Origin of the sequence: Luteipulveratus halotolerans (assembly GCF_001247745.1) — a bacterium.
In the GTDB taxonomy this organism is placed as follows: Bacteria; Actinomycetota; Actinomycetes; order Actinomycetales; family Dermatophilaceae; genus Luteipulveratus; species Luteipulveratus halotolerans.
Window position 1 is genome coordinate 1,262,912 of record NZ_LAIR01000002.1, and the last position, 17,787, is coordinate 1,280,698.

Annotated in this window: 16 protein-coding genes; 15 read left to right on the forward strand and 1 reads right to left on the reverse strand. The window is 69.5% G+C overall.

The genetic code is table 11. The annotated features are described in order from the left end of the window. Positions 1 to 6 precede the first annotated feature (6 nt). From murD to VV01_RS06600, 11 genes are all read left to right on the forward strand, one after another. On the forward strand, positions 7 to 1,515 hold the full coding sequence (gene murD, locus VV01_RS06550) for a UDP-N-acetylmuramoyl-L-alanine--D-glutamate ligase (protein ID WP_050669190.1): 1,509 nt from the start codon (positions 7 to 9) through the stop codon (positions 1,513 to 1,515). Next, positions 1,512 to 2,762, forward strand: coding sequence for a putative lipid II flippase FtsW (ftsW, locus tag VV01_RS06555; RefSeq protein ID WP_050669191.1), 1,251 nt, complete (start codon positions 1,512 to 1,514; stop codon positions 2,760 to 2,762). The genes murD and ftsW overlap by 4 nt, the downstream gene beginning before the upstream one ends. Further along, a complete protein-coding gene (locus VV01_RS06560) occupies positions 2,759 to 3,862 on the forward strand; it encodes a UDP-N-acetylglucosamine--N-acetylmuramyl-(pentapeptide) pyrophosphoryl-undecaprenol N-acetylglucosamine transferase (protein WP_050669192.1) in 1,104 nt (367 codons plus the stop codon). Before ftsW ends, VV01_RS06560 begins: the two co-directional genes overlap by 4 nt. Next, entirely contained in the window at positions 3,862 to 5,301 is a 1,440-nt protein-coding gene (gene murC / locus VV01_RS06565) for a UDP-N-acetylmuramate--L-alanine ligase (RefSeq protein ID WP_050669193.1), read from the forward strand. Before VV01_RS06560 ends, murC begins: the two co-directional genes overlap by 1 nt. A gap of 2 nt (positions 5,302 to 5,303) precedes the next feature. Then, a complete protein-coding gene (locus VV01_RS06570; RefSeq protein WP_050669194.1) occupies positions 5,304 to 6,020 on the forward strand; it encodes a cell division protein FtsQ/DivIB in 717 nt (238 codons plus the stop codon). A gap of 288 nt (positions 6,021 to 6,308) precedes the next feature. Continuing rightward, a complete protein-coding gene (ftsZ, locus tag VV01_RS06575; protein WP_050669195.1) occupies positions 6,309 to 7,652 on the forward strand; it encodes a cell division protein FtsZ in 1,344 nt (447 codons plus the stop codon). Between the two features lie 4 nt (positions 7,653 to 7,656). Next, on the forward strand, positions 7,657 to 8,394 hold the full coding sequence (gene pgeF / locus VV01_RS06580; RefSeq protein ID WP_050669196.1) for a peptidoglycan editing factor PgeF: 738 nt from the start codon (positions 7,657 to 7,659) through the stop codon (positions 8,392 to 8,394). Beyond that, positions 8,391 to 9,116 (forward strand): YggS family pyridoxal phosphate-dependent enzyme, encoded by a 726-nt coding sequence (locus VV01_RS06585; protein WP_050669197.1) that lies wholly within the window; start codon positions 8,391 to 8,393, stop codon positions 9,114 to 9,116. The genes pgeF and VV01_RS06585 overlap by 4 nt, the downstream gene beginning before the upstream one ends. A 75-nt stretch (positions 9,117 to 9,191) precedes the next feature. Beyond that, the gene (locus VV01_RS06590) at positions 9,192 to 9,719 is read left to right on the forward strand and encodes a cell division protein SepF (RefSeq protein WP_050669198.1); all 528 of its coding nucleotides are present in this window, start codon (positions 9,192 to 9,194) and stop codon (positions 9,717 to 9,719) included. Positions 9,720 to 9,778: 59 nt separating this feature from the next. Next, entirely contained in the window at positions 9,779 to 10,057 is a 279-nt protein-coding gene (locus VV01_RS06595; protein WP_050669199.1) for a YggT family protein, read from the forward strand. A 91-nt stretch (positions 10,058 to 10,148) separates the two neighbouring features. Continuing rightward, positions 10,149 to 11,204: a DivIVA domain-containing protein gene (locus tag VV01_RS06600; protein ID WP_050669200.1), complete on the forward strand. Its 1,056-nt coding sequence runs from the start codon at positions 10,149 to 10,151 to the stop codon at positions 11,202 to 11,204. Positions 11,205 to 11,354: 150 nt separating this feature from the next. Here VV01_RS06600 and VV01_RS24310 read toward each other — a convergent pair whose 3' ends face one another. After that, on the reverse strand, positions 11,355 to 11,837 hold the full coding sequence (locus VV01_RS24310; protein ID WP_050669201.1) for a hypothetical protein: 483 nt from the start codon (positions 11,835 to 11,837) through the stop codon (positions 11,355 to 11,357). Here VV01_RS24310 and VV01_RS24315 point away from each other — a divergent pair. From VV01_RS24315 to dnaE, 4 genes are all read left to right on the forward strand, one after another. Next, the gene (locus VV01_RS24315) at positions 11,827 to 12,297 is read left to right on the forward strand and encodes a TraR/DksA family transcriptional regulator (RefSeq protein ID WP_050669202.1); all 471 of its coding nucleotides are present in this window, start codon (positions 11,827 to 11,829) and stop codon (positions 12,295 to 12,297) included. The genes VV01_RS24310 and VV01_RS24315 overlap by 11 nt on opposite strands. 56 nt (positions 12,298 to 12,353) lie before the next feature. Continuing rightward, a complete protein-coding gene (lspA, locus tag VV01_RS06615; protein WP_231635173.1) occupies positions 12,354 to 13,058 on the forward strand; it encodes a signal peptidase II in 705 nt (234 codons plus the stop codon). Further along, a complete protein-coding gene (locus tag VV01_RS06620) occupies positions 13,055 to 13,987 on the forward strand; it encodes an RluA family pseudouridine synthase (RefSeq protein WP_050669203.1) in 933 nt (310 codons plus the stop codon). The genes lspA and VV01_RS06620 overlap by 4 nt, the downstream gene beginning before the upstream one ends. A 91-nt stretch (positions 13,988 to 14,078) precedes the next feature. Continuing rightward, positions 14,079 to 17,654: a DNA polymerase III subunit alpha gene (gene dnaE / locus VV01_RS06625; RefSeq protein ID WP_050669204.1), complete on the forward strand. Its 3,576-nt coding sequence runs from the start codon at positions 14,079 to 14,081 to the stop codon at positions 17,652 to 17,654. Positions 17,655 to 17,787 lie beyond the last annotated feature (133 nt).

Sequence of the window (17,787 nt, forward strand, 5' to 3'; positions counted from 1 at the left end):
CCGGGCATGAGCGCACCGCTCGACCCGTCGTACGAGCCGTTCGGCGGCGTGCGCGACCTGACCCACCGTGACGCCGACTGGTCCGGGCTGCGCGTGCTGGTCGTGGGGCTCGGCGTCTCCGGCTTCGCCGCTGCGGACGCGCTGCTCGAGCGCGGCGCCGTGGTCAGCGTGGTCAGCCCCGACACCAACGACGCGATCGCTGACCGCGCACGCATCCTCGAGGTGCTCGGGGCACGCGTCGTCGCCGGCGAACCGCTCGCGGACGCTGCGCCCGTCAACACCGACCTGGTCGTGACCTCGCCCGGTGTGCCACCCACCAACCCGCTGCTCGTCGCGTGCGCCGACGCCGGGATCCCTGTCTGGGGCGAGGTCGAGCTGGCGTGGCGGATGCGTTCTCGTGAGGGCGCCGCGCCGTGGCTCACCGTCACCGGCACCAACGGCAAGACGACCTGCGTCACCATGCTCGAGTCGATCCTGCAGACGGCCGGGCTGCGTGCCACCGCTGCCGGCAACGTCGGTCTGCCGATCCTCGAGGCCGTCCTGCACCCCGAGCCGTACGACGTGCTCGCGGTCGAGCTGTCGACGTTCCAGCTGCACTGGTCGCGCAGCATCTCCGCGCACTCCGCCGTGTGCCTCAACGTCGCCCCCGACCACGTCGACTGGCACGGCTCCTACGACGAGTACCGCCGGATGAAGGGCCGCATCTACGAGCACGCCCAGGTCGCGTGCGTCTACAACGTGCAGGACCCCCAGACCGAGCAGCTCGTCCGGGACGCCGACGTGGTCGAGGGGTGTCGGGCGGTCGGCTTCACTCTCGGGCTGCCGGCGCGCTCGATGGTCGGCGTCGTCGAGGACGTGCTGGCCGACCGTGCGTTCGTCGAGCAGCGGCAGACCTCGGCGGCCGAGCTGTGCGAGGTCTCCGACCTGGCGGTCGACGGCGCGGCGCCGGCGCCCCACTACGTCGCCGATGCGCTCGCCGCCGCGGCCCTCGCCCGGTCGTTCGGCGTCGCGCCGGCAGCGGTCCGAGACGGGTTGCGCGCCTACCACCCGCAGCCGCACCGTGTACAGGCCGTCGCCACGTTCGACGACGTCCGCTACGTCGACGACTCCAAGGCGACCAACCCGCCGGCCGCGCGCGCCTCGCTGACGGCGTACGACCACGTCGTGTGGGTCGGAGGCGGGCAGCTCAAGGGAGCCGACGTCGACGACCTCGTCCGCGAGGTCGCGCCTCGCCTACGGGGCGCCGTGCTCATCGGTGTCGACCAGCAACAGATCGCAGATGCGCTCGCCCGACACGCGCCGGATGTGCCGGTGCGACAGCTCGCGAGCACCGACACTGAAGTCATGGACGACGTGCTGCGCGAGGCACACGCGCTGGCTCAGCCCGGCGACGTGGTGCTGCTCGCACCCGCGGCGGCGTCCAAGGACATGTTCCCCAGCTACGAGGCCCGTGGTGACGCGTTCGCCGCCGCGGTGCGCAGGCTCGCCGAGGGTGCGGCCGGCAGCAGCACGTGAGCGCATCGAGCACGACCGACCGGCCCGGACCCGTCAGCAGCCCGTGGTCCGTCGAAGGTCTGCGGGCGCGACTGGAGTCCCCGGTCGCCGCGTACTACATCATCCTGGGCGCCAGCACGCTGCTGGTGGCGTTCGGACTGGTGATGGTGCTCTCTGCATCGAGCGTGACCTCCTACCAGGAGAGCGGGTCGTCGTACACCGTCTTCAAGACCCAGGCGATGTACGCCGCGCTCGGGCTCGTCGCCGCCACCGTCGCCAGCCGGATCTCCGTCGTGTGGTGGAAGCGCATCGCCCTGCCCCTGTTCGCCGTGGCCATGGTGCTGCAGCTCGCGGTGTTCAGCCCGCTCGGCAAGGTCGTCAACGGCAACCGCAACTGGCTCGCCTTCGGCGGCTTCAGCATGCAGCCGTCCGAGCTCGGCAAGCTCGCACTGCTCCTCGTCGGAGCCGTCGTCCTGACCCGCAAGCGCACGCTGCTCGCTCACATGGGCCATGCCCTGGTCCCGTTCGTCCCCATGGCGCTGGCGATGGTGGCGCTGGTGCTCCTCGGCCATGACCTCGGCACCGTGCTCGTGCTGCTGCTGATCGGTGCGGGCGTGCTGTTCGTCGCCGGGCTGCGCGTGCGCGTCTTCGTGATCCCGGCCGTCGTCGCCGCCCTGGGCGTCCTGGTGCTCGTCCTCACCAACCAGAACCGCATGGGTCGCATCGACGCCTGGCTCGGCACCTGCGCCGACCAGACCAGGGCGGAGTGCTATCAGAAGGTCCACGGCATGTACGCCCTCGCCGACGGTGGTTGGTGGGGTCTCGGCATCGGTGAGAGCCGCGAGAAGTGGGACTGGCTGCCCGAGGCGCACAACGACTTCATCTTCGCCATCATCGGCGAGGAGCTCGGGCTCCCCGGCACCCTGGTCGTCCTCGGCCTGTACGCCGCGCTGGCGTTCGCCGCGTACCGCATCGTCATCACCAGCAACGACTTCTTCGTGCGCCTCGCGACCGCAGGCATCATGGTCTGGATCGTCAGCCAGGCGATGATCAACATCGGGTCGGTCACCGGCCTGCTCCCGATCATCGGCGTACCCCTGCCCCTGGTGTCCGCAGGTGGGTCGGCGATGGTGACGACCATGCTCGCGCTCGGCATGCTGGTCTCGTTCGCGCGGCACGACCCTGCTTGCCGTGCCGCTCTCGCTGCCCGTCCCGGCCTCATCCGCCGATCGCTCGCCGTACTGCCCACTCGCAAGGAGAATTCGTGACCGTCCTGTCCTCCGTCGTACTCGCTGGTGGAGGGACAGCAGGGCACGTCTCGCCCCTGCTCGCCACGGCCGACGCGCTTCGTGAGCGTCACCCCGGCGTCCGCATCACCGTTCTCGGCAGCCGCGGCGGCCTCGAGGAGCGGCTCGTGCCCGAGCGCGGCTACGACCTGCGCGTGATCCCGAAGGTGGCCTTTCCTCGTCGACCCGACCTCGACGCGCTGAAGTTCCCGGTCGCACTGCCGCGAGCCGTCCGCCAGACGCGGCGGATCTTCGACGAGGTCGAGCCGCAGGTGGTCGTCGGGTTCGGCGGTTTCGTCTGCCCGCCGGCCTACCTCGCCGCCAAGGGCCGCATCCCGATCGTCGTCCACGAGGGCAACGCGATCACGGGGATGGCGACCAAGCTCGGCATCCGCTACACCGACCACGTCGCCAAGACGTTCGAGATCACGCCGCTGCCGCAGGCCCGGCTGATCGGCATGCCGTTGCGACGTCAGATCACGCGCCTGGACCGTGCGGCCGTGCGCCCCGAGGCGCTGCGCGAGCTCGGACTCCAGGACGGGCTGCCGACGGTGCTGGTGACCGGTGGCTCGCTCGGCGCCCAGCGCATCAACGACTCGTTCCAGGCCAACGTCGACCTCCTGCGTCGCGAGGGTGTCCAGGTACTGCACGTCACGGGCCGTGGCAAGGGCTTCGACCCGGGTCCGGGAGAGCCGGGTCAGGCGCCGTACGTCGTCCTCGAGTACGCCGACCGCATGGACCTCGCGTACGCCGCGGCCGACCTGGTCGTCACGCGCTCCGGCGGCAACATGGTGTTCGAGACGACCACGGTGGGGCTGCCCGCGGTCTTCGTCCCGCTTCCCGTCGGCAACGGTGAGCAGCGCCTCAACGCCAAGGCGGTCGTCGACGACGGGGGAGCGGTGCTCGTCGACAACGACGACTTCACCCCTGAGTGGGTCGCCGAGCACGTACCCGCGCTGGTCAAGGACCGCCAACGCCTGCAGCAGCTCGCGACCGCTGCTGCGCGGCATGGTCACCGTGACGCCGACGAGCAGCTGGTCGACCTCATCGAGGAGGCCGTCGCGGCCGGGGCGGCCCGCTGATGGCCGACGGCGTCAACGAGCGGTTCGACTTCGCCGCACCGCTGCCGGCGATCGCCGACGTCGCGGCGGTCCACATGATCGCCATCGGCGGTTCGGGGATGTCCGGCATCGCCCGGCTGCTGCTCGCGCGGGACGTTCCCCTCAGCGGCTCCGACAACAACGACGTACCCGTCCTGGCGTCACTGCGCGCAGCGGGGGCGCGGATCGCGGTCGGTTATGACCCGGCCAACCTCGCCGACGTCGGCGACGACGCCGTGGTGGTGATCTCCTCCGCCATCCGTGAGGACAACCCCGAGCTGATCGAGGTACGCCGTCGCGGTCTGCCGGTGCTGCACCGGTCGCAGGCGCTGGCGATGCTGATGGGGGACCGCACCGGCCTCGCGGTCGCGGGCGCCAACGGCAAGACGACGACCAGCGGGATGGCCGTGGTCGCGCTGCGTCACGCGGGAGCCGACCCGTCCTTCGCCATCGGGGCGGACATCGCCGGGATCGGGGTCAACGCGGCACCCGGTGCCGGAGACGGATTCGTCGTCGAGGCCGACGAGAGCGACGGCTCGTTCGTGGTCTACCACCCACAGGTCGCCATCGTCACCAACGTCCGTGACGACCACCTCGACTTCTACGGCACCTCCGAGCGGCTGCACGCGGCGTATGCCGAGTTCGCCGGCACGGTCGGTGACGGCGGTCTGCTCGTGGCGTGCGCTGACGACGACGGCAGCGCGGCTCTCGCGGCCGAGCACCGCACCCGAGGTGGCCGGGCCGTGACGTACGGCCGCAGCGCTGATGCCGACCTGCGCCTGACCGACGAACGGGGAAGCGGGTTCGACTGGTCCGCGACGCTGACCTTCCCCGGAGGCTCAACCCTGCCGTTGAGGTTGAAGGTTCCCGGCGCCCACAACCTGCTGAACGCCGCTGGGGTCGCCCTGGCCCTGACCGCCGGGCTCGGCCTCACCCCCCAGCAGGCGGTCGACGGTCTGGCGCACTTCGCCGGGACGTCCAGGCGGTTCGAGCCGCGCGGTGAGGCCGGGGGCGTGCGGGTGGTCGACGACTACGCCCACAACCCCGGCAAGCTCGAGGCCGTCGTACGCACAGGGCTGGCGCTGCGTGAGAACGGCCGCCTCGTCGTGCTCTTCCAGCCCCACCTGTACTCCCGCACCGCGCAAGCCGCCGACGGGCTGGCGGCAGCACTGCGTCTTGCTGATCAGGCCGTCGTCATGGACGTCTACGGCGCTCGGGAGCAGCCAGTGGCGGGCGTCTCCGGGCGTCTGGTGTCCGATCAGGTCCCAGGGGCGGTGTTCGCCCAGGACCATGAGGCGGCAGTCGCCGCGGCCGTGGACGCGGTCTCGGCGGGTGACCTGCTGCTCACGGTCGGAGCCGGTGACGTCACCGCGCTCGGTCCGCGCATCCTCGAGCGACTGTCGGACCGCGCCACGTCGTGAGCGTGCCGCACGCGAAGTTCGCCGACCGGGCGGCTGGGCTGCGAGCCTCGTCGCGTCGGAGGCGGCTGCTCGTGTGCCTGTGCCTCGTCCTGGTCGCCGCGCTCGCGTGGCTCGTGTGGTTCAGCTCGCTGCTCAGCGTTCGGACGATCAGGGTCGAGGGGAGCCAGGGGGCGCTGACCCAGCAGGTGCGCCAGGAAGCGCGGTCGACGCTCGGAGAGCCGCTGGCCCGCGTCGACGTGGCCAAGGTGCGCCGTGCTGTGGCAGGGCTCGGTCCGGTCGCCGGTGTCGAGGTCGAGCGCGGGTTCCCCTCGACGCTCGTCGTCCGCGTGGTACCCCGTACGCCGGTCCTCGTGATCACAGGGCAGGACGGATCTCGTCGGCTCGTCGACCGCGACGGCAGGGCGTACGCGCCGGCCGGGTCCGTGGGCGGCCTTCCCGTCGTACCCGTCGGGACAGGAGCCACGTCGCCGGCGCAGCTGCGGTCCTTGGCGGCGGTGCTCGGCGCGCTTGACGGGGGCCAACGCGCCCAGGTCACCGCTCTGCAGGCCGACCGAGGCGGCTGGGTGACCTTCCGGATGGGAGCCCTGCAGGTGCTGTGGGGCGACGGCTCTGCGTCGGCCGCCAAGGCGAGGACTCTTCGCGCCATGCAGCCTGTTGCGGCAGGGCAGAAGGCGACCCGGCTGGACATCAGCACACCCGGCCGTCCTGTTCTGTCCTGATGGTGTGCAACCCGTGGTCGGGACGCCCCTCGCGTGTGCGCGCGGGGGCGTCGCCGCAGGTCCCGAAGGCTGTCGGCCCGTCAGGTTCGAGGTGAGGTTGAGACTCGTGTCCCGCCCGGATCGTCGCGTAGCATGCCGAAATCCGCCCACACGTTCGTGCATCGCGTGTCGCACCCACGGGAGCGCGTCGGGACGCGTCATGATCGGCGCACGAGCCGCGTAGGTGACATGTGGCTCGACCAGAGGTCAAACCTCGTTACACCACCGCTTTGCGAAAGGCCCTCACTCGTGGCAACTCCCCAGAACTACCTGGCCGTCATCAAGGTCGTCGGCATCGGCGGCGGTGGCGTGAACGCCATCAACCGGATGATTGAGGTGGGCCTGAAGGGTGTCGAGTTCATCGCGATCAACACCGACGCCCAGGCGCTGCTGATGAGCGACGCCGACGTCAAGCTCGACGTCGGCCGTGAGCTGACGCGCGGTCTCGGCGCCGGTGCCGATCCCGAGGTCGGCAAGAAGGCCGCCGAGGATCACGCCGAGGAGATCGAAGAGGTCCTCAAGGGCGCCGACATGGTGTTCGTCACGGCAGGTGAGGGTGGCGGCACCGGCACGGGTGGAGCGCCCGTCGTCGCCAAGATCGCCAAGGGCATCGGCGCTCTGACGATCGGTGTGGTCACGCGACCGTTCACCTTCGAGGGTCGCCGTCGCGCCAACCAGGCCGAGCTCGGCATCAACGCGCTCCGCGAGGAAGTCGACACCCTGATCGTCATCCCCAACGACCGGCTCCTGTCGATCAGCGACAAGAACGTCAGCATGATGGACGCCTTCCGCAGTGCCGATCAGGTGCTGCTGTCCGGTGTTCAGGGCATCACCGACCTCATCACCACACCGGGTCTGATCAACCTCGACTTCGCCGACGTGAAGTCGGTCATGCAGGGCGCCGGTTCAGCGTTGATGGGCATCGGATCGGCCAGGGGTGAGGATCGGGCGGTGCAGGCCGCTGAGCTGGCCATCTCCTCGCCTCTGCTCGAGGCCAGCATCGACGGCGCGCACGGCGTACTGCTGTCGGTGCAGGGTGGGTCCGACCTCGGTCTGTTCGAGATCAACGAGGCGGCGCGACTGGTGCAGGAGGCCGCCCACCCCGAGGCCAACATCATCTTCGGTGCGGTGATCGACGACGCCCTCGGCGACGAGGTGCGCGTCACGGTCATCGCGGCCGGGTTCGACGGCGGGTCCCCGCAGAAGCGCAGTGACGACCGCGCCCTGGGACAGATCCAGGGCAGCTCGGCGCGCCAGGGCTCGGCGCCCGCGCCCGCGCAGCAGGCACCCGCGTCGACGGTGCGTCCCGCCGAGCCCGTGCGCCAGGTCCCTGCCCAGCAGGCATCCGGCGAGCAGCAGGCGTCCGCGCCTCAGCAGCCGCCCGTCCAGGCGGTCCCGGCGCAGCAGCTTCCGGCGCAGGGTGCCCCTCAGAGCGGTGCATCGACGCAGGCCCCGGCCGAGGGCCACGACGACACGACCGCCCCGCAGAAGGTGCAGCCGGGACAGGTCCAGCAGGGTCAGGTCGCTCGCCCTCCGCGTGAGGTGACGTTCGACGACAAGGACGACCTGGACGTCCCCGACTTCCTGAAGTGAGCGCATGATCGCCTGGCAGGACCGGGTCGAGTCCGCCGGCGCACGCGTCGAACGCTGCTTCACCGATGCCGCGGGTGGTGTGAGCGCCGCACCCTTCACGGGGCTCAACCTCGGCGCCCACGTCGGCGACCGTGCTGAGGATGTCGAGCGCAACCGCCGCCTGCTGGCCGGTGCGCTGGGTCTGGAGCGCGACCGGCTGGTGTTCATGAACCAGGTGCACGGCGCAGACGTCGAGGTCGTCAACGGACCGCGCTCGGAGCAGGCACAGCCCTACGACGCCGTGGTGACGACCGAGCCCGATCTCGGCCTGGTCGTGCTCGTCGCGGACTGCACGCCGGTGCTGCTCGCCGATCCCGTGGCCGGAGTCGCGGCGGCGGTGCACGCGGGACGGCCAGGGATGACCGCCGGTGTCGTGCCGGCGACGGTCGCGAAGATGCGTGAGCTGGGCGCCACCTCGATCTCTGCCGCGGTCGGGCCATCGGTGTGCGGTCGTTGCTACGAGGTCCCCACCGAGATGCGGGCTGCCGCTGCTGCTGCGAGCCCGGTGTCGGCGACCGTCACCTGGCAGGGCAGGCCGGCGATCGATGTCGCGGCAGGGGTGGTCGACCAGCTGTCGCGCGAGGGCGTCGAGGTCACCTGGGTCCCGGGCTGCACTCGCGAGTCCGCTGACCTGTACTCCTACCGCCGCGACCAGCGCACCGGTCGAAGCGCAGGGGTCGTCGTCCTGAGGCGTGACACGTGACGTCCGACGCGACTCACGACCCGCGTCGAGACGAGCTCGGCCGACGCCTGCAGACAGTCGAGCAGCGCATCGCCACCGCATCTGCCGCGGCGGGCCGCGACCCAGAGGAGGTCACGCTCGTCGTCGTGACGAAGTACTTCCCAGCGGGCGACGTCCAGCGACTGCACGCGCTCGGCGTGCGCGACATCGGTGAGAACAAGCACCAGGAGGCCTCGGCCAAGGTCCAGGAGCTGCCCCCAGCAGTGCGTGACGACCTGCGTACTCACTTCATCGGACAGCTGCAGAGCAACAAGGCCGCGGCCGTGGCGGCGTACGCCGACGTGGTCCAGTCGGTCGACCGCGTCAAGGTCGCGCGCGCTCTCGACCGGGGCGCCGAGCGCCACGACCGCACGCTCGAGGTGACGATCCAGGTCGACCTCGGCGGTGACGACGACGCCCGTGGGGGAGTGCGGCCCGCCGACCTGCCGGCGCTCGCCGACGCGGTGGCCGAGTGCTCGCGACTGCGGCTGAAGGGGCTGATGACCGTCGCGCCTCTCGGGGCCGAGGCGCGTGACGCCTTCGAGCGTCTGATGCAGCTGTCGGCGTCGCTGCGTGCAGACCACCCTGAGGCGACCTGGGTCTCGGCCGGGATGAGCGCCGACCTGGAGGCTGCTGTGGCCGCGGGCGCGACACACCTGCGTGTCGGAAGCGCAATCCTCGGTTCCCGCCCGGCCCTTCGGTAGCGTCGAGCGCGGACGACCGAACACGTTCAGGGCCGCGCTGATGGTCCGGGACAGCACGAATCCAAGGAGCGGGACATGGCTGGCGCGCTGCGCAAGACGATGGAGTACCTCGGTCTGGCCGAGGTCGACCCGGCTCACCCGGACCAGCAGGGCCGACGTGACGACTACTACTACGACGACGACCAGGCCGACTACTACGACGAGGAGCCCGCGTACGAGCGCGAGCCCGTCGTCGAGCGGTCCGCCGAGGTCACCCCGCTGCACCAGCGTGGCACCGCTCCGCGTGCCGTGCGTGACCTGCACGACCCGGAGGTGGCGTCCTTGAGTCGCATCACAACCATTCACCCGCGGACCTACAACGAGGCCAAGAACATCGGTGAGAGCTTCCGCGACGGAGTGCCGGTGATCATGAACCTCAGCGACATGGACGACAACGACGCCAAGCGTCTGGTCGACTTCGCCGCTGGTCTGGTCTTCGGTCTGCACGGGTCGATCGAGCGCGTGACGAGCAAGGTGTTCCTGCTGTCGCCCTCCTCGATCGAGGTCGCGACGTCCGGCGCTGAGGCGGCCAAGGCCCCGCGGGGCCTGTTCAACCAGTCCTGACCAGCGCCCGACCTGCCCCGCGGTCATCTGCCTGACCTGCGTCCAGGAGACTTTCCCTCATGACCGCCGTGCGCGCTGTGCTCGCGCTCCTGCTGTACCTGTTCCTCATCGTGCTGTTCGCGCGCCTCATCCTGGACTGGATCCAGGTGCTCGCCCGCGACTGGCGCCCGAGGGGCCCGATCCTGGTGCTCGCAGAGGCCGTCTACTCCATCACCGACCCTCCGCTGCGCGCGCTCCGGCGGGTCATTCCGCCCCTTCGTCTGGGGCAGGTGCGCCTGGACCTCGCCTTCCTCGTCCTGATCCTGGCTGTCTCTTTGCTGCTCAGTCTTCTAAGGTGAGGTCGACAGACATTCGTTAGGTCGGCAGGTCGCGCGCTCGCGCATGCTCGCGTGTCGTGCGACCACACCGTGGTTACTGAGGTGAGCACAGATGGCGTTGACGCCTGAAGACGTAGTCAAGAAGGAGTTCACGAAGCCCAAGGGTTTCGGTCGTAGTGGTTACGACGAGATCCAGGTGGACGACTTCCTCGACGAGATCGTCGTTGAGCTGCGTCGCCTGAACGCTGAGAACGAGGAGCTCACCGGACAGCTCGAAGAGGTCCGTCGTTCCAAGGGTGTGTCGGGTCGTGACCAGGCCGGCGCCTCCGCGTCGGGCGCTTCTGCCGTTCCCGGTCTGACACCGGTCGGCGGCGGGCGAGACCGAGACTCCGAGAAGGTCGCCGGCGAGCTCTCCGCAGCCCAGGACCGCCTCGCAGCGGTCAAGGCGGAGACGGCGCGCGCCGAGGAGTCGGCTCGCGCCGCCAAGGACGCGCAGGCGCAGATCGAGGCCCAGGCCAAGCAGGCCCAGGATCGTCTCGCTGCGCTGCGGGCCGAGATCGAGAAGGCCGAGTCCGCCGAGCGTGACGCACGCCAGCGCGCCGACCAGGCCACGTCGGCCGCCCAGCAGGCCCGGCAGCCCGCTGCGTCGAGCTTTGCCGCTGCGAGTGCACCGCAGGCCGGAGGCGACAGCGACGCGGCAGGCGTCATCGCCCTGGCACAGCGCCTGCACGACGAGCACGTGTCGGAGGGCCAGAGCACCCGCTCGCGGCTCATCAGCGAAGGTGAGCAGCACCGCGACAAGGTCGTCGGTGAGGCCACGAGCAAGCGCGACGAGCTGCTCAAGCAGGGCCAGGCCAAGTACGACGAGCTGATCCGCACCGGTCAGACGCGTCACGACGAGCTCGTGAGCACCGGTCAGAACAAGCACGACACTCTGATCAAGGACGCGACGGACCGCTCCAACACGCTGGTCGGCGAGGCCGAGTCCAAGAAGTCGACGATCCTCGGTCAGCTCAACACCGAGCGCGATCGCCTCACCTCGGACATCGAGCAGCTGCGCACGTTCGAGCGTGACTACCGCACCAAGCTCAAGGGCTACATCGAGGGTCAGCTCAAGCAGCTGGACCACGCTCCGATGGACGGCAAGAACGCCAGCACCAAGGCGTGAGATCAGCCCGTCGGCGCCTCTCTCCCGTTGGGTGGAGGGGCGCCGACGGCGTCCGTGCGTACGTCAACGTGGTGTCAAGAAACAGCCAACACGTGCAGGGTGCCGTTGTTCGGGGCCCGGCCGTCATTTATCCTCTGCCGGTACATCCGCTCACGCCTGAGCAACCGGGGGCAGAGCGGCCGCGACATCCCGAGAGGATTCGATGGCTGTGAAGAAGGGACAGGCGACCGACGAGAGCTCTGGCCTCGGCGGGCGAGTGACCAGAGCGCTCAAGAAGGCCGTACGACGAGGCCCCGCCTCCGACGGCGCCGGCTCCTCCACGGCCAAGGCCGCGACGGCGAAGAAGACGGCCGCCAAGAAGTCCGCCGGCTCGTCGGCGGCGACGAAGACGGCCGCGAAGAAGTCGGCGAAGAAGGCGTCCGCGCCGGAGCCCACGACGAAGAAGAAGGCCGCGTCGTCCACGAAGGCTGCCACGTCTGCCACGGCGCCGGCCGCCAAGAAGTCCACGACCAAGAAGACCGCCGCCAAGAAGACCGCTGCCACGAAGCGCGCGGCCCAGAAGTCGGCATCCTCGAAGACCCGTTCGACCTCCCGCCCTTCACCGACGACCAGCGAGGACAGTGTGACGACCAAGCCCCAGCGCGAGACGCGCAAGAAGGCCGTCAAGCCCGTGGCCAAGAAGGCGGCCAAGGACGCCGCCCCGGTCCTGAAGGTCCGTGGAGACGAGGACCCGTGGACGGCCCCGGAGCTGGAGGAGGTCCGCACCCAGCTCGGCGAGGACATCGAGCGGCTCATCTCGGAGGTCTCCGACATCGAGCTCGAGATCATGGGGCTCATGCAGGACAGCGGCGACGGCGCCGGTGACGACGAGGCCGACGCCGGCACCAAGACGTTCGAGCGTGAGCACGAGTTCAGCGTGGCCCAGAACTCTCGCGAGATGCTGGTGCAGTCCCAGCGCGCGCTGCGGGCGATCGATGACGGCACCTATGGGGCGTGCGAGAACTGCGGCAACGCCATCGGCAAGATGCGGTTGCAGGCGTTTCCGCGTGCGACCCTGTGCTTGTCGTGCAAGCAGCAGCAGGAGCGTCACTGAGCACCCAGCCGTCCGGAGTGGGCGTTCGCGGTGACGCCGACCCGAGTGAGGACATCGTGAGCACCCCCGACTCCGCAGCGACCCCTGAGCACGATGCTGACGCTGACGCGACCGAGGTCCGAGGTCTCGCGCGCGGCAAGATCGCGCTGCTGGCGGGTGTGGCCCTGGTGGGCTACGGCCTGGACCAGGTGACCAAGGCGTGGGCGGTGAGTGCTCTCGAGGTCGGCGTACCCCAGGACTTCATCGGGAGCCTGCTGCGCCTGCGACGTACGTCCAACTCGGGTGCGGCGTTCTCGATCGCGACCAACGCGACGTGGGTGCTCACCGCTGTCGCCTGCTGCGTCATCGTCGCGACCATCTACATCGCCCGCCGGCTGCGCAGCCGTGCCTGGGCGTGCGCCCTCGGACTGCTGATCGGTGGTGCGCTCGGCAATCTCACCGACCGCTTCTTCCGTGCGCCCGGTGGTGGCAGGGGCCACGTCGTCGACTTCCTCGAGCTGCCCAACTGGCCGATCTTCAACGTCGCCGACATCTGCATCGTGTCGGCGGCCGTCCTCATCTGCATCCTGGCGTTCGTCGGTATCGGGGTCGACGGCACACGGGTCGAGGACGAGACGGACGCCGACGCCGCCGAAGACGCCGCCGAAGACACTGCGGAGCATGATGGCGCCGACGACGTCCCGGCATCGCACAGCGCCGACGACGCGGACTCGGCCGAGTCCTCGACGGACGGCTCGAGCTCCGGGTCGACACGCCTGTGAGCGAGGTCAAGGCGCTGCCCGTGCCCGACGGGCTCGAGGGCGAGCGCGTGGACGCCGCGGTCGCTCGGCTGCTCGGGTTCTCCCGGACGCGGGCCGCCGAGATCGCCGCTGACGGTGCGATCACGCTCGACCACAAGCCTGCAGGCAAGTCCGACCGGGTGCACGCGGGCCAGTGGCTCGAGGTGCAGATGCCCGAGCGCGTCGGACCGCGCGAGGCGCAGGTCCGCCCGGCCGAGGTACCCGGGATGCGGATCGTGCACGACGACAGCGAGATCGTGGTCGTCGACAAGCCGCTGGGTGTCGCAGCCCACCCCAGCGTGGGCTGGGACGGCCCGGACGTCGTGAGCGGCCTGGCCGCCGCCGGTTACCGGATCTCGACCTCGGGTGCGGCCGAGCGGCAGGGCATCGTGCAGCGGCTGGACGTCGGCACGAGCGGCCTGATGGTGGTGGCCAAGAGCGAGCGCGCCTACACCGTGCTCAAGCAGGCCTTCCGCGACCGGACCGTCGACAAGACGTATCACGCTCTCGTCCAGGGCCTGCCCGACCCGGTGGTTGGCATGATCGAGGCACCGATCGGGCGGCATCCGGGTCACGACTACAAGTTCGCAGTCATGAAGTCCGGGCGGGCGAGCGTCACGCACTACGAGGTCCTCGAGGCCTTCCGGTCGGCATCGCTGCTGACCATCCACCTCGAGACCGGTCGCACGCACCAGATCCGGGTGCACTTCTCGGCGCTGCATCACCCGTGTGTCGGCGACCCGTTGTACGGCGCGGACCCGACACTGGCCAAGAAGCTCGGTCTCGACCGCCAGTGGCTGCACGCGGTCGAGCTGTCCTTCGAGCATCCCGGCAGCGGTGAGTGGGTCACCTACACCAGCGACTACCCGGACGACCTGCAGCGCGCGCTCGACCGGATCCGCGACCTCTGAACGGGGTTCTCGCACACGCACATTCGTCACATCCGTCCCATCGCAGCGTGCCGTCGAGCGATGTCGGTGGACGGACGTAGACTCGCTCGCGATGAGCGACCAGGCCCCCTCCCGCAGCAGTGACAGCTTCGTGCACCTCCACGTGCACACCGAGTACTCCATGCTGGACGGGGCGGCCAAGAACAAGCCGCTGATCGCCGAGGCGGAGCGGCTGCAGATGCCCGCCATCGCGATGTCCGACCACGGCAACATGTTCGGCGCGTACGAGTTCTTCCACCTGGCCAAGGACACCGCGGTCAAGCCGATCATCGGCATCGAGGCCTACGTCGCGCCGAGCACGCGGCACTCGCGCAAGCAGGAGTTCTGGGCTCCGGGTGGCCAGCGGGCGGTCGACGCTGACGGTGAGGGCGGCAAGGACGTCTCCGGTGGCGGGCGCTACACCCACATGACGATGTGGGCCCAGAACACCGCGGGTCTGCGCAACCTGTTCCGCCTTTCCTCACTGGCCTCGTTCGAGGGCTACTACATGAAGCCCCGCATGGACCGCGAGATCATCGCCCAGTACTCCGAGGGCATCATCGCCACGACCGGCTGCCCGTCAGGTGAGGTCCAGACGCGGCTGCGCCTCGGGCAGTACGACGAGGCGCTGGCTGCGGCTGCGGCGTACCAGGACATCTTCGGCAAGGACAACTACTTCCTCGAGCTCATGGACCACGGGCTCGACATCGAGCGCAACGTGCGCCACGACCTGGTCAAGATCGCGCGCGAGTTGCGGATCCCGCTGCTGGCGACCAACGACAGCCACTACGTCACCGAGGCGGACGCCGACACGCACGACAACCTCCTGTGCGTGGGCGTCGGCAAGAACAAGGACGACCCCAACCGGTTCAAGTTCAACGGCTCGGGCTACTACCTCAAGTCCGCCGACGAGATGCGCGAGCTGTTCCGCGAGCTGCCGCAGGCGTGCGACAACACGCTCCGGGTCGCCGAGATGGTCGAGCCGTACGACGAGGTGTTCGCCCACGTCGACCGGATGCCCCAGTTCCCCGACGTTCCGGAGGGGCAGACGCAGGGTGAGTTCCTGCGTGAGCGGATCGCCGAGGGCATCCAGGAGCGCTTCGGCGACGACGTGCCCGAGGGGGTCCACGAGCGTATCGAGACCGAGATGGCCGTCATCGAGCCGATGGGCTTCTCCTCCTACTTCCTCGTGGTCTCCGACATCTGCAAGTACGCGCGCGACAACGGCATCCCCGTGGGCCCGGGCCGTGGTTCGGCAGCGGGTTCACTCGTCGCCTACCTGACGCGCATCATCGAGCTCAACCCGCTCGAGCACGGCCTGCTGTTCGAGCGGTTCCTCAACCCCGAGCGCATCAGCCCTCCCGATGTCGACCTCGACTTCGACGACCGCAAGCGCGACCAGATGGTCCGCTACGTCACTGAGAAGTACGGCGCCGAGTACACCGCGCAGGTCAACACGTTCGGCACCATCAAGGCCAAGGCTGCGGTCAAGGACGCCAGCCGCATCCTCGGCAAGCCGTTCTCCGTCGGCGACAAGATCAGCAAGACGATGCCGGCCGACGTCATGGGCAAGGGTGTCCCGCTCAAGGAGCTGTTCAACCCCGAGCACCCGCGCTACGGCGAGGGCGCCGACATCCGAGCGCTGTACGACGCCGACCCCGAGGTCAAGCAGGTCATCGACACCGGACGCGGGCTGGAGGGGCTGATCCGCGGCACCGGCGTGCACGCTGCGGCGGTCATCCTGTCCTCGACGCCGCTGCTCGACCTCATCCCGATGCACCGCCGTGACAAGGACGGCACGATCATCACGGGCTTCTCCTACCCGCAGTGCGAGGAGATGGGCCTGGTCAAGATGGACTTCCTGGGTCTGCGCAACCTGGGCATCATCGACCACGCGATCCAGCTGATCGAGGGCAACCGTGGCGAGAAGCTCAGCACCGAGACGATCCCGCTCGACGACCCGGCGACGTACGAGCTGCTCGGCCGCGGTGACACGCTCGGGGTGTTCCAGCTCGACGGCGGCGCCATGCGCAACCTGCTGCGGCTGATGAAGCCCACCGGCTTCGAGGACATCACCGCTGTGCTCGCGCTCTACCGCCCCGGACCGATGGGCGCCAACGCGCACATCAACTACGCCGAGCGCAAGAACGGTCGCCAGCCGATCACACCGATCCACCCCGAGCTGAAGGACGCCCTCGACCCGATCCTCGGCGAGACCTACCACCTGCTGGTCTACCAGGAGCAGATCATGGCGATCGCCCGCGAGCTCGCGGGCTACACGCTCGGTGGTGCAGACCTGCTGCGTCGAGCGATGGGCAAGAAGAAGGCCGAGATCCTGGAGAAGGAGTTCGCCAACTTCGAGGCCGGCATGCAGAAGAACGGCTACTCCGCAGGCGCGATCAAGGCCCTGTGGGACGTCATGCTCCCGTTCGCCGGCTACGCCTTCAACAAGTCGCACGCGGCGGGCTACGGCCTGGTCTCGGTGTGGACGGCGTACCTCAAGGCCAACTACCCGGCCGAGTACACCGCCGCGCTGCTCACCTCGGTGCAGGACACCAAGGACAAGATGGGCATCTACCTCGCCGACGCCCGCAAGCTCGGCATCAAGGTGCTGCCGCCCGACGTCAACGAGTCGCTGGCCGACTTCGCAGCTGTCGGCACCGACATCCGCTTCGGGATGGCGGCCGTGCGCAACGTCGGCGGCAACGTCGTCGAGGGCATCGTCGCCGCGCGCGAGGAGAAGGGTCGGTTCAGCTCTTTCGAGGACTTCCTGCGCAAGGTTCCCGCGGTCGTGTGCAACAAGCGCACCGTCGAGTCGCTGGTCAAGGCTGGTGCCTTCGACGACCTGCAGCATCCACGCCAGGGCCTGGTCCACATCCATGAGCCGTACGTCGACTCGCTCGCCGAGGAGAAGAAGTTCGAGGCCGTAGGCCAGGACAGCCTCTTCGGAGGCTTCGGCGGGGACGAGCCGGGCATCCAGCTCGCGGCGCTGCCGCCGATCCCCGACATCGAGTGGGACAAGCAGACCAAGCTCGCGTTCGAGCGCGAGATGCTCGGCCTCTACGTCTCCGATCACCCGTTGTTCGGGATCGAGCACGTGCTCGCCCAGCACGCCGACACCTCGATCGCGCGGCTGTCGGGTGACGAGGGTCCGCCGGACGGCACCACGGTGACGATCGCGGGTCTGATCACGGGTCTGCAGATCAAGCGCACCAAGAAGGGCGACCTGTGGGCGATCGCCAACGTCGAGGACCTCGACGGCGCGGTGGAGTGCCTGTTCTTCCCCTCGACCTACATGACCGTCTCGACAATGCTCAGCCAGGACGTCGTGTGCGTGGTCAAGGGTCGGGTCAACCGACGCGACGAGCAGGTCGCCCTCAACGCGATGGAGCTGACCCTGCCCGAGCTGAAGGAAGGACCTCGGGGTCCGGTCCTGCTGACCATGCCGCTCGCCCGGGCGACCAACGGGCTCGCGGAGCGCCTCAAGGGCGTCCTCGGCGAGCACCCCGGAGTCACCGAGGTGCACCTCAAGCTGACCCAGCCGGGGCGCTCGGTGACGGTCAAGCTCGACGATGCTCACAGGGTGACCGCCTCGCCCGCGCTGTTCGGCGACCTCAAGGCGTTGCTCGGTCCGGCCTGCCTCAGCTGACGGGTGCAGGCAGGTGCGGAACCGCGCCCCGTACGACGCCGTCGGACCGCAGGACCGACGCCACCGGGGACACCAGCCGCGCCCGGCGGCACCCGGCGTTCGTGTCCCGGCATGAGGGGTCGTCATGAGTGTC

Bases quoted from the DNA above. Each gene is read 5' to 3' on its own strand.
- murD (WP_050669190.1), top strand. From the start codon at position 7: ATGAGCGCACCGCTCGACCCGTCGTACGAGCCGTTCGGCGGCGTGCGC.
- pgeF (WP_050669196.1), top strand. From the start codon at position 7,657: ATGATCGCCTGGCAGGACCGGGTCGAGTCCGCCGGCGCACGCGTCGAA.
- dnaE (WP_050669204.1), top strand. From the start codon at position 14,079: ATGAGCGACCAGGCCCCCTCCCGCAGCAGTGACAGCTTCGTGCACCTC.
- VV01_RS06600 (WP_050669200.1), top strand. From the start codon at position 10,149: ATGGCGTTGACGCCTGAAGACGTAGTCAAGAAGGAGTTCACGAAGCCC.
- murC (WP_050669193.1), top strand. From the start codon at position 3,862: ATGGCCGACGGCGTCAACGAGCGGTTCGACTTCGCCGCACCGCTGCCG.
- VV01_RS06595 (WP_050669199.1), top strand. From the start codon at position 9,779: ATGACCGCCGTGCGCGCTGTGCTCGCGCTCCTGCTGTACCTGTTCCTC.
- VV01_RS06590 (WP_050669198.1), top strand. From the start codon at position 9,192: ATGGCTGGCGCGCTGCGCAAGACGATGGAGTACCTCGGTCTGGCCGAG.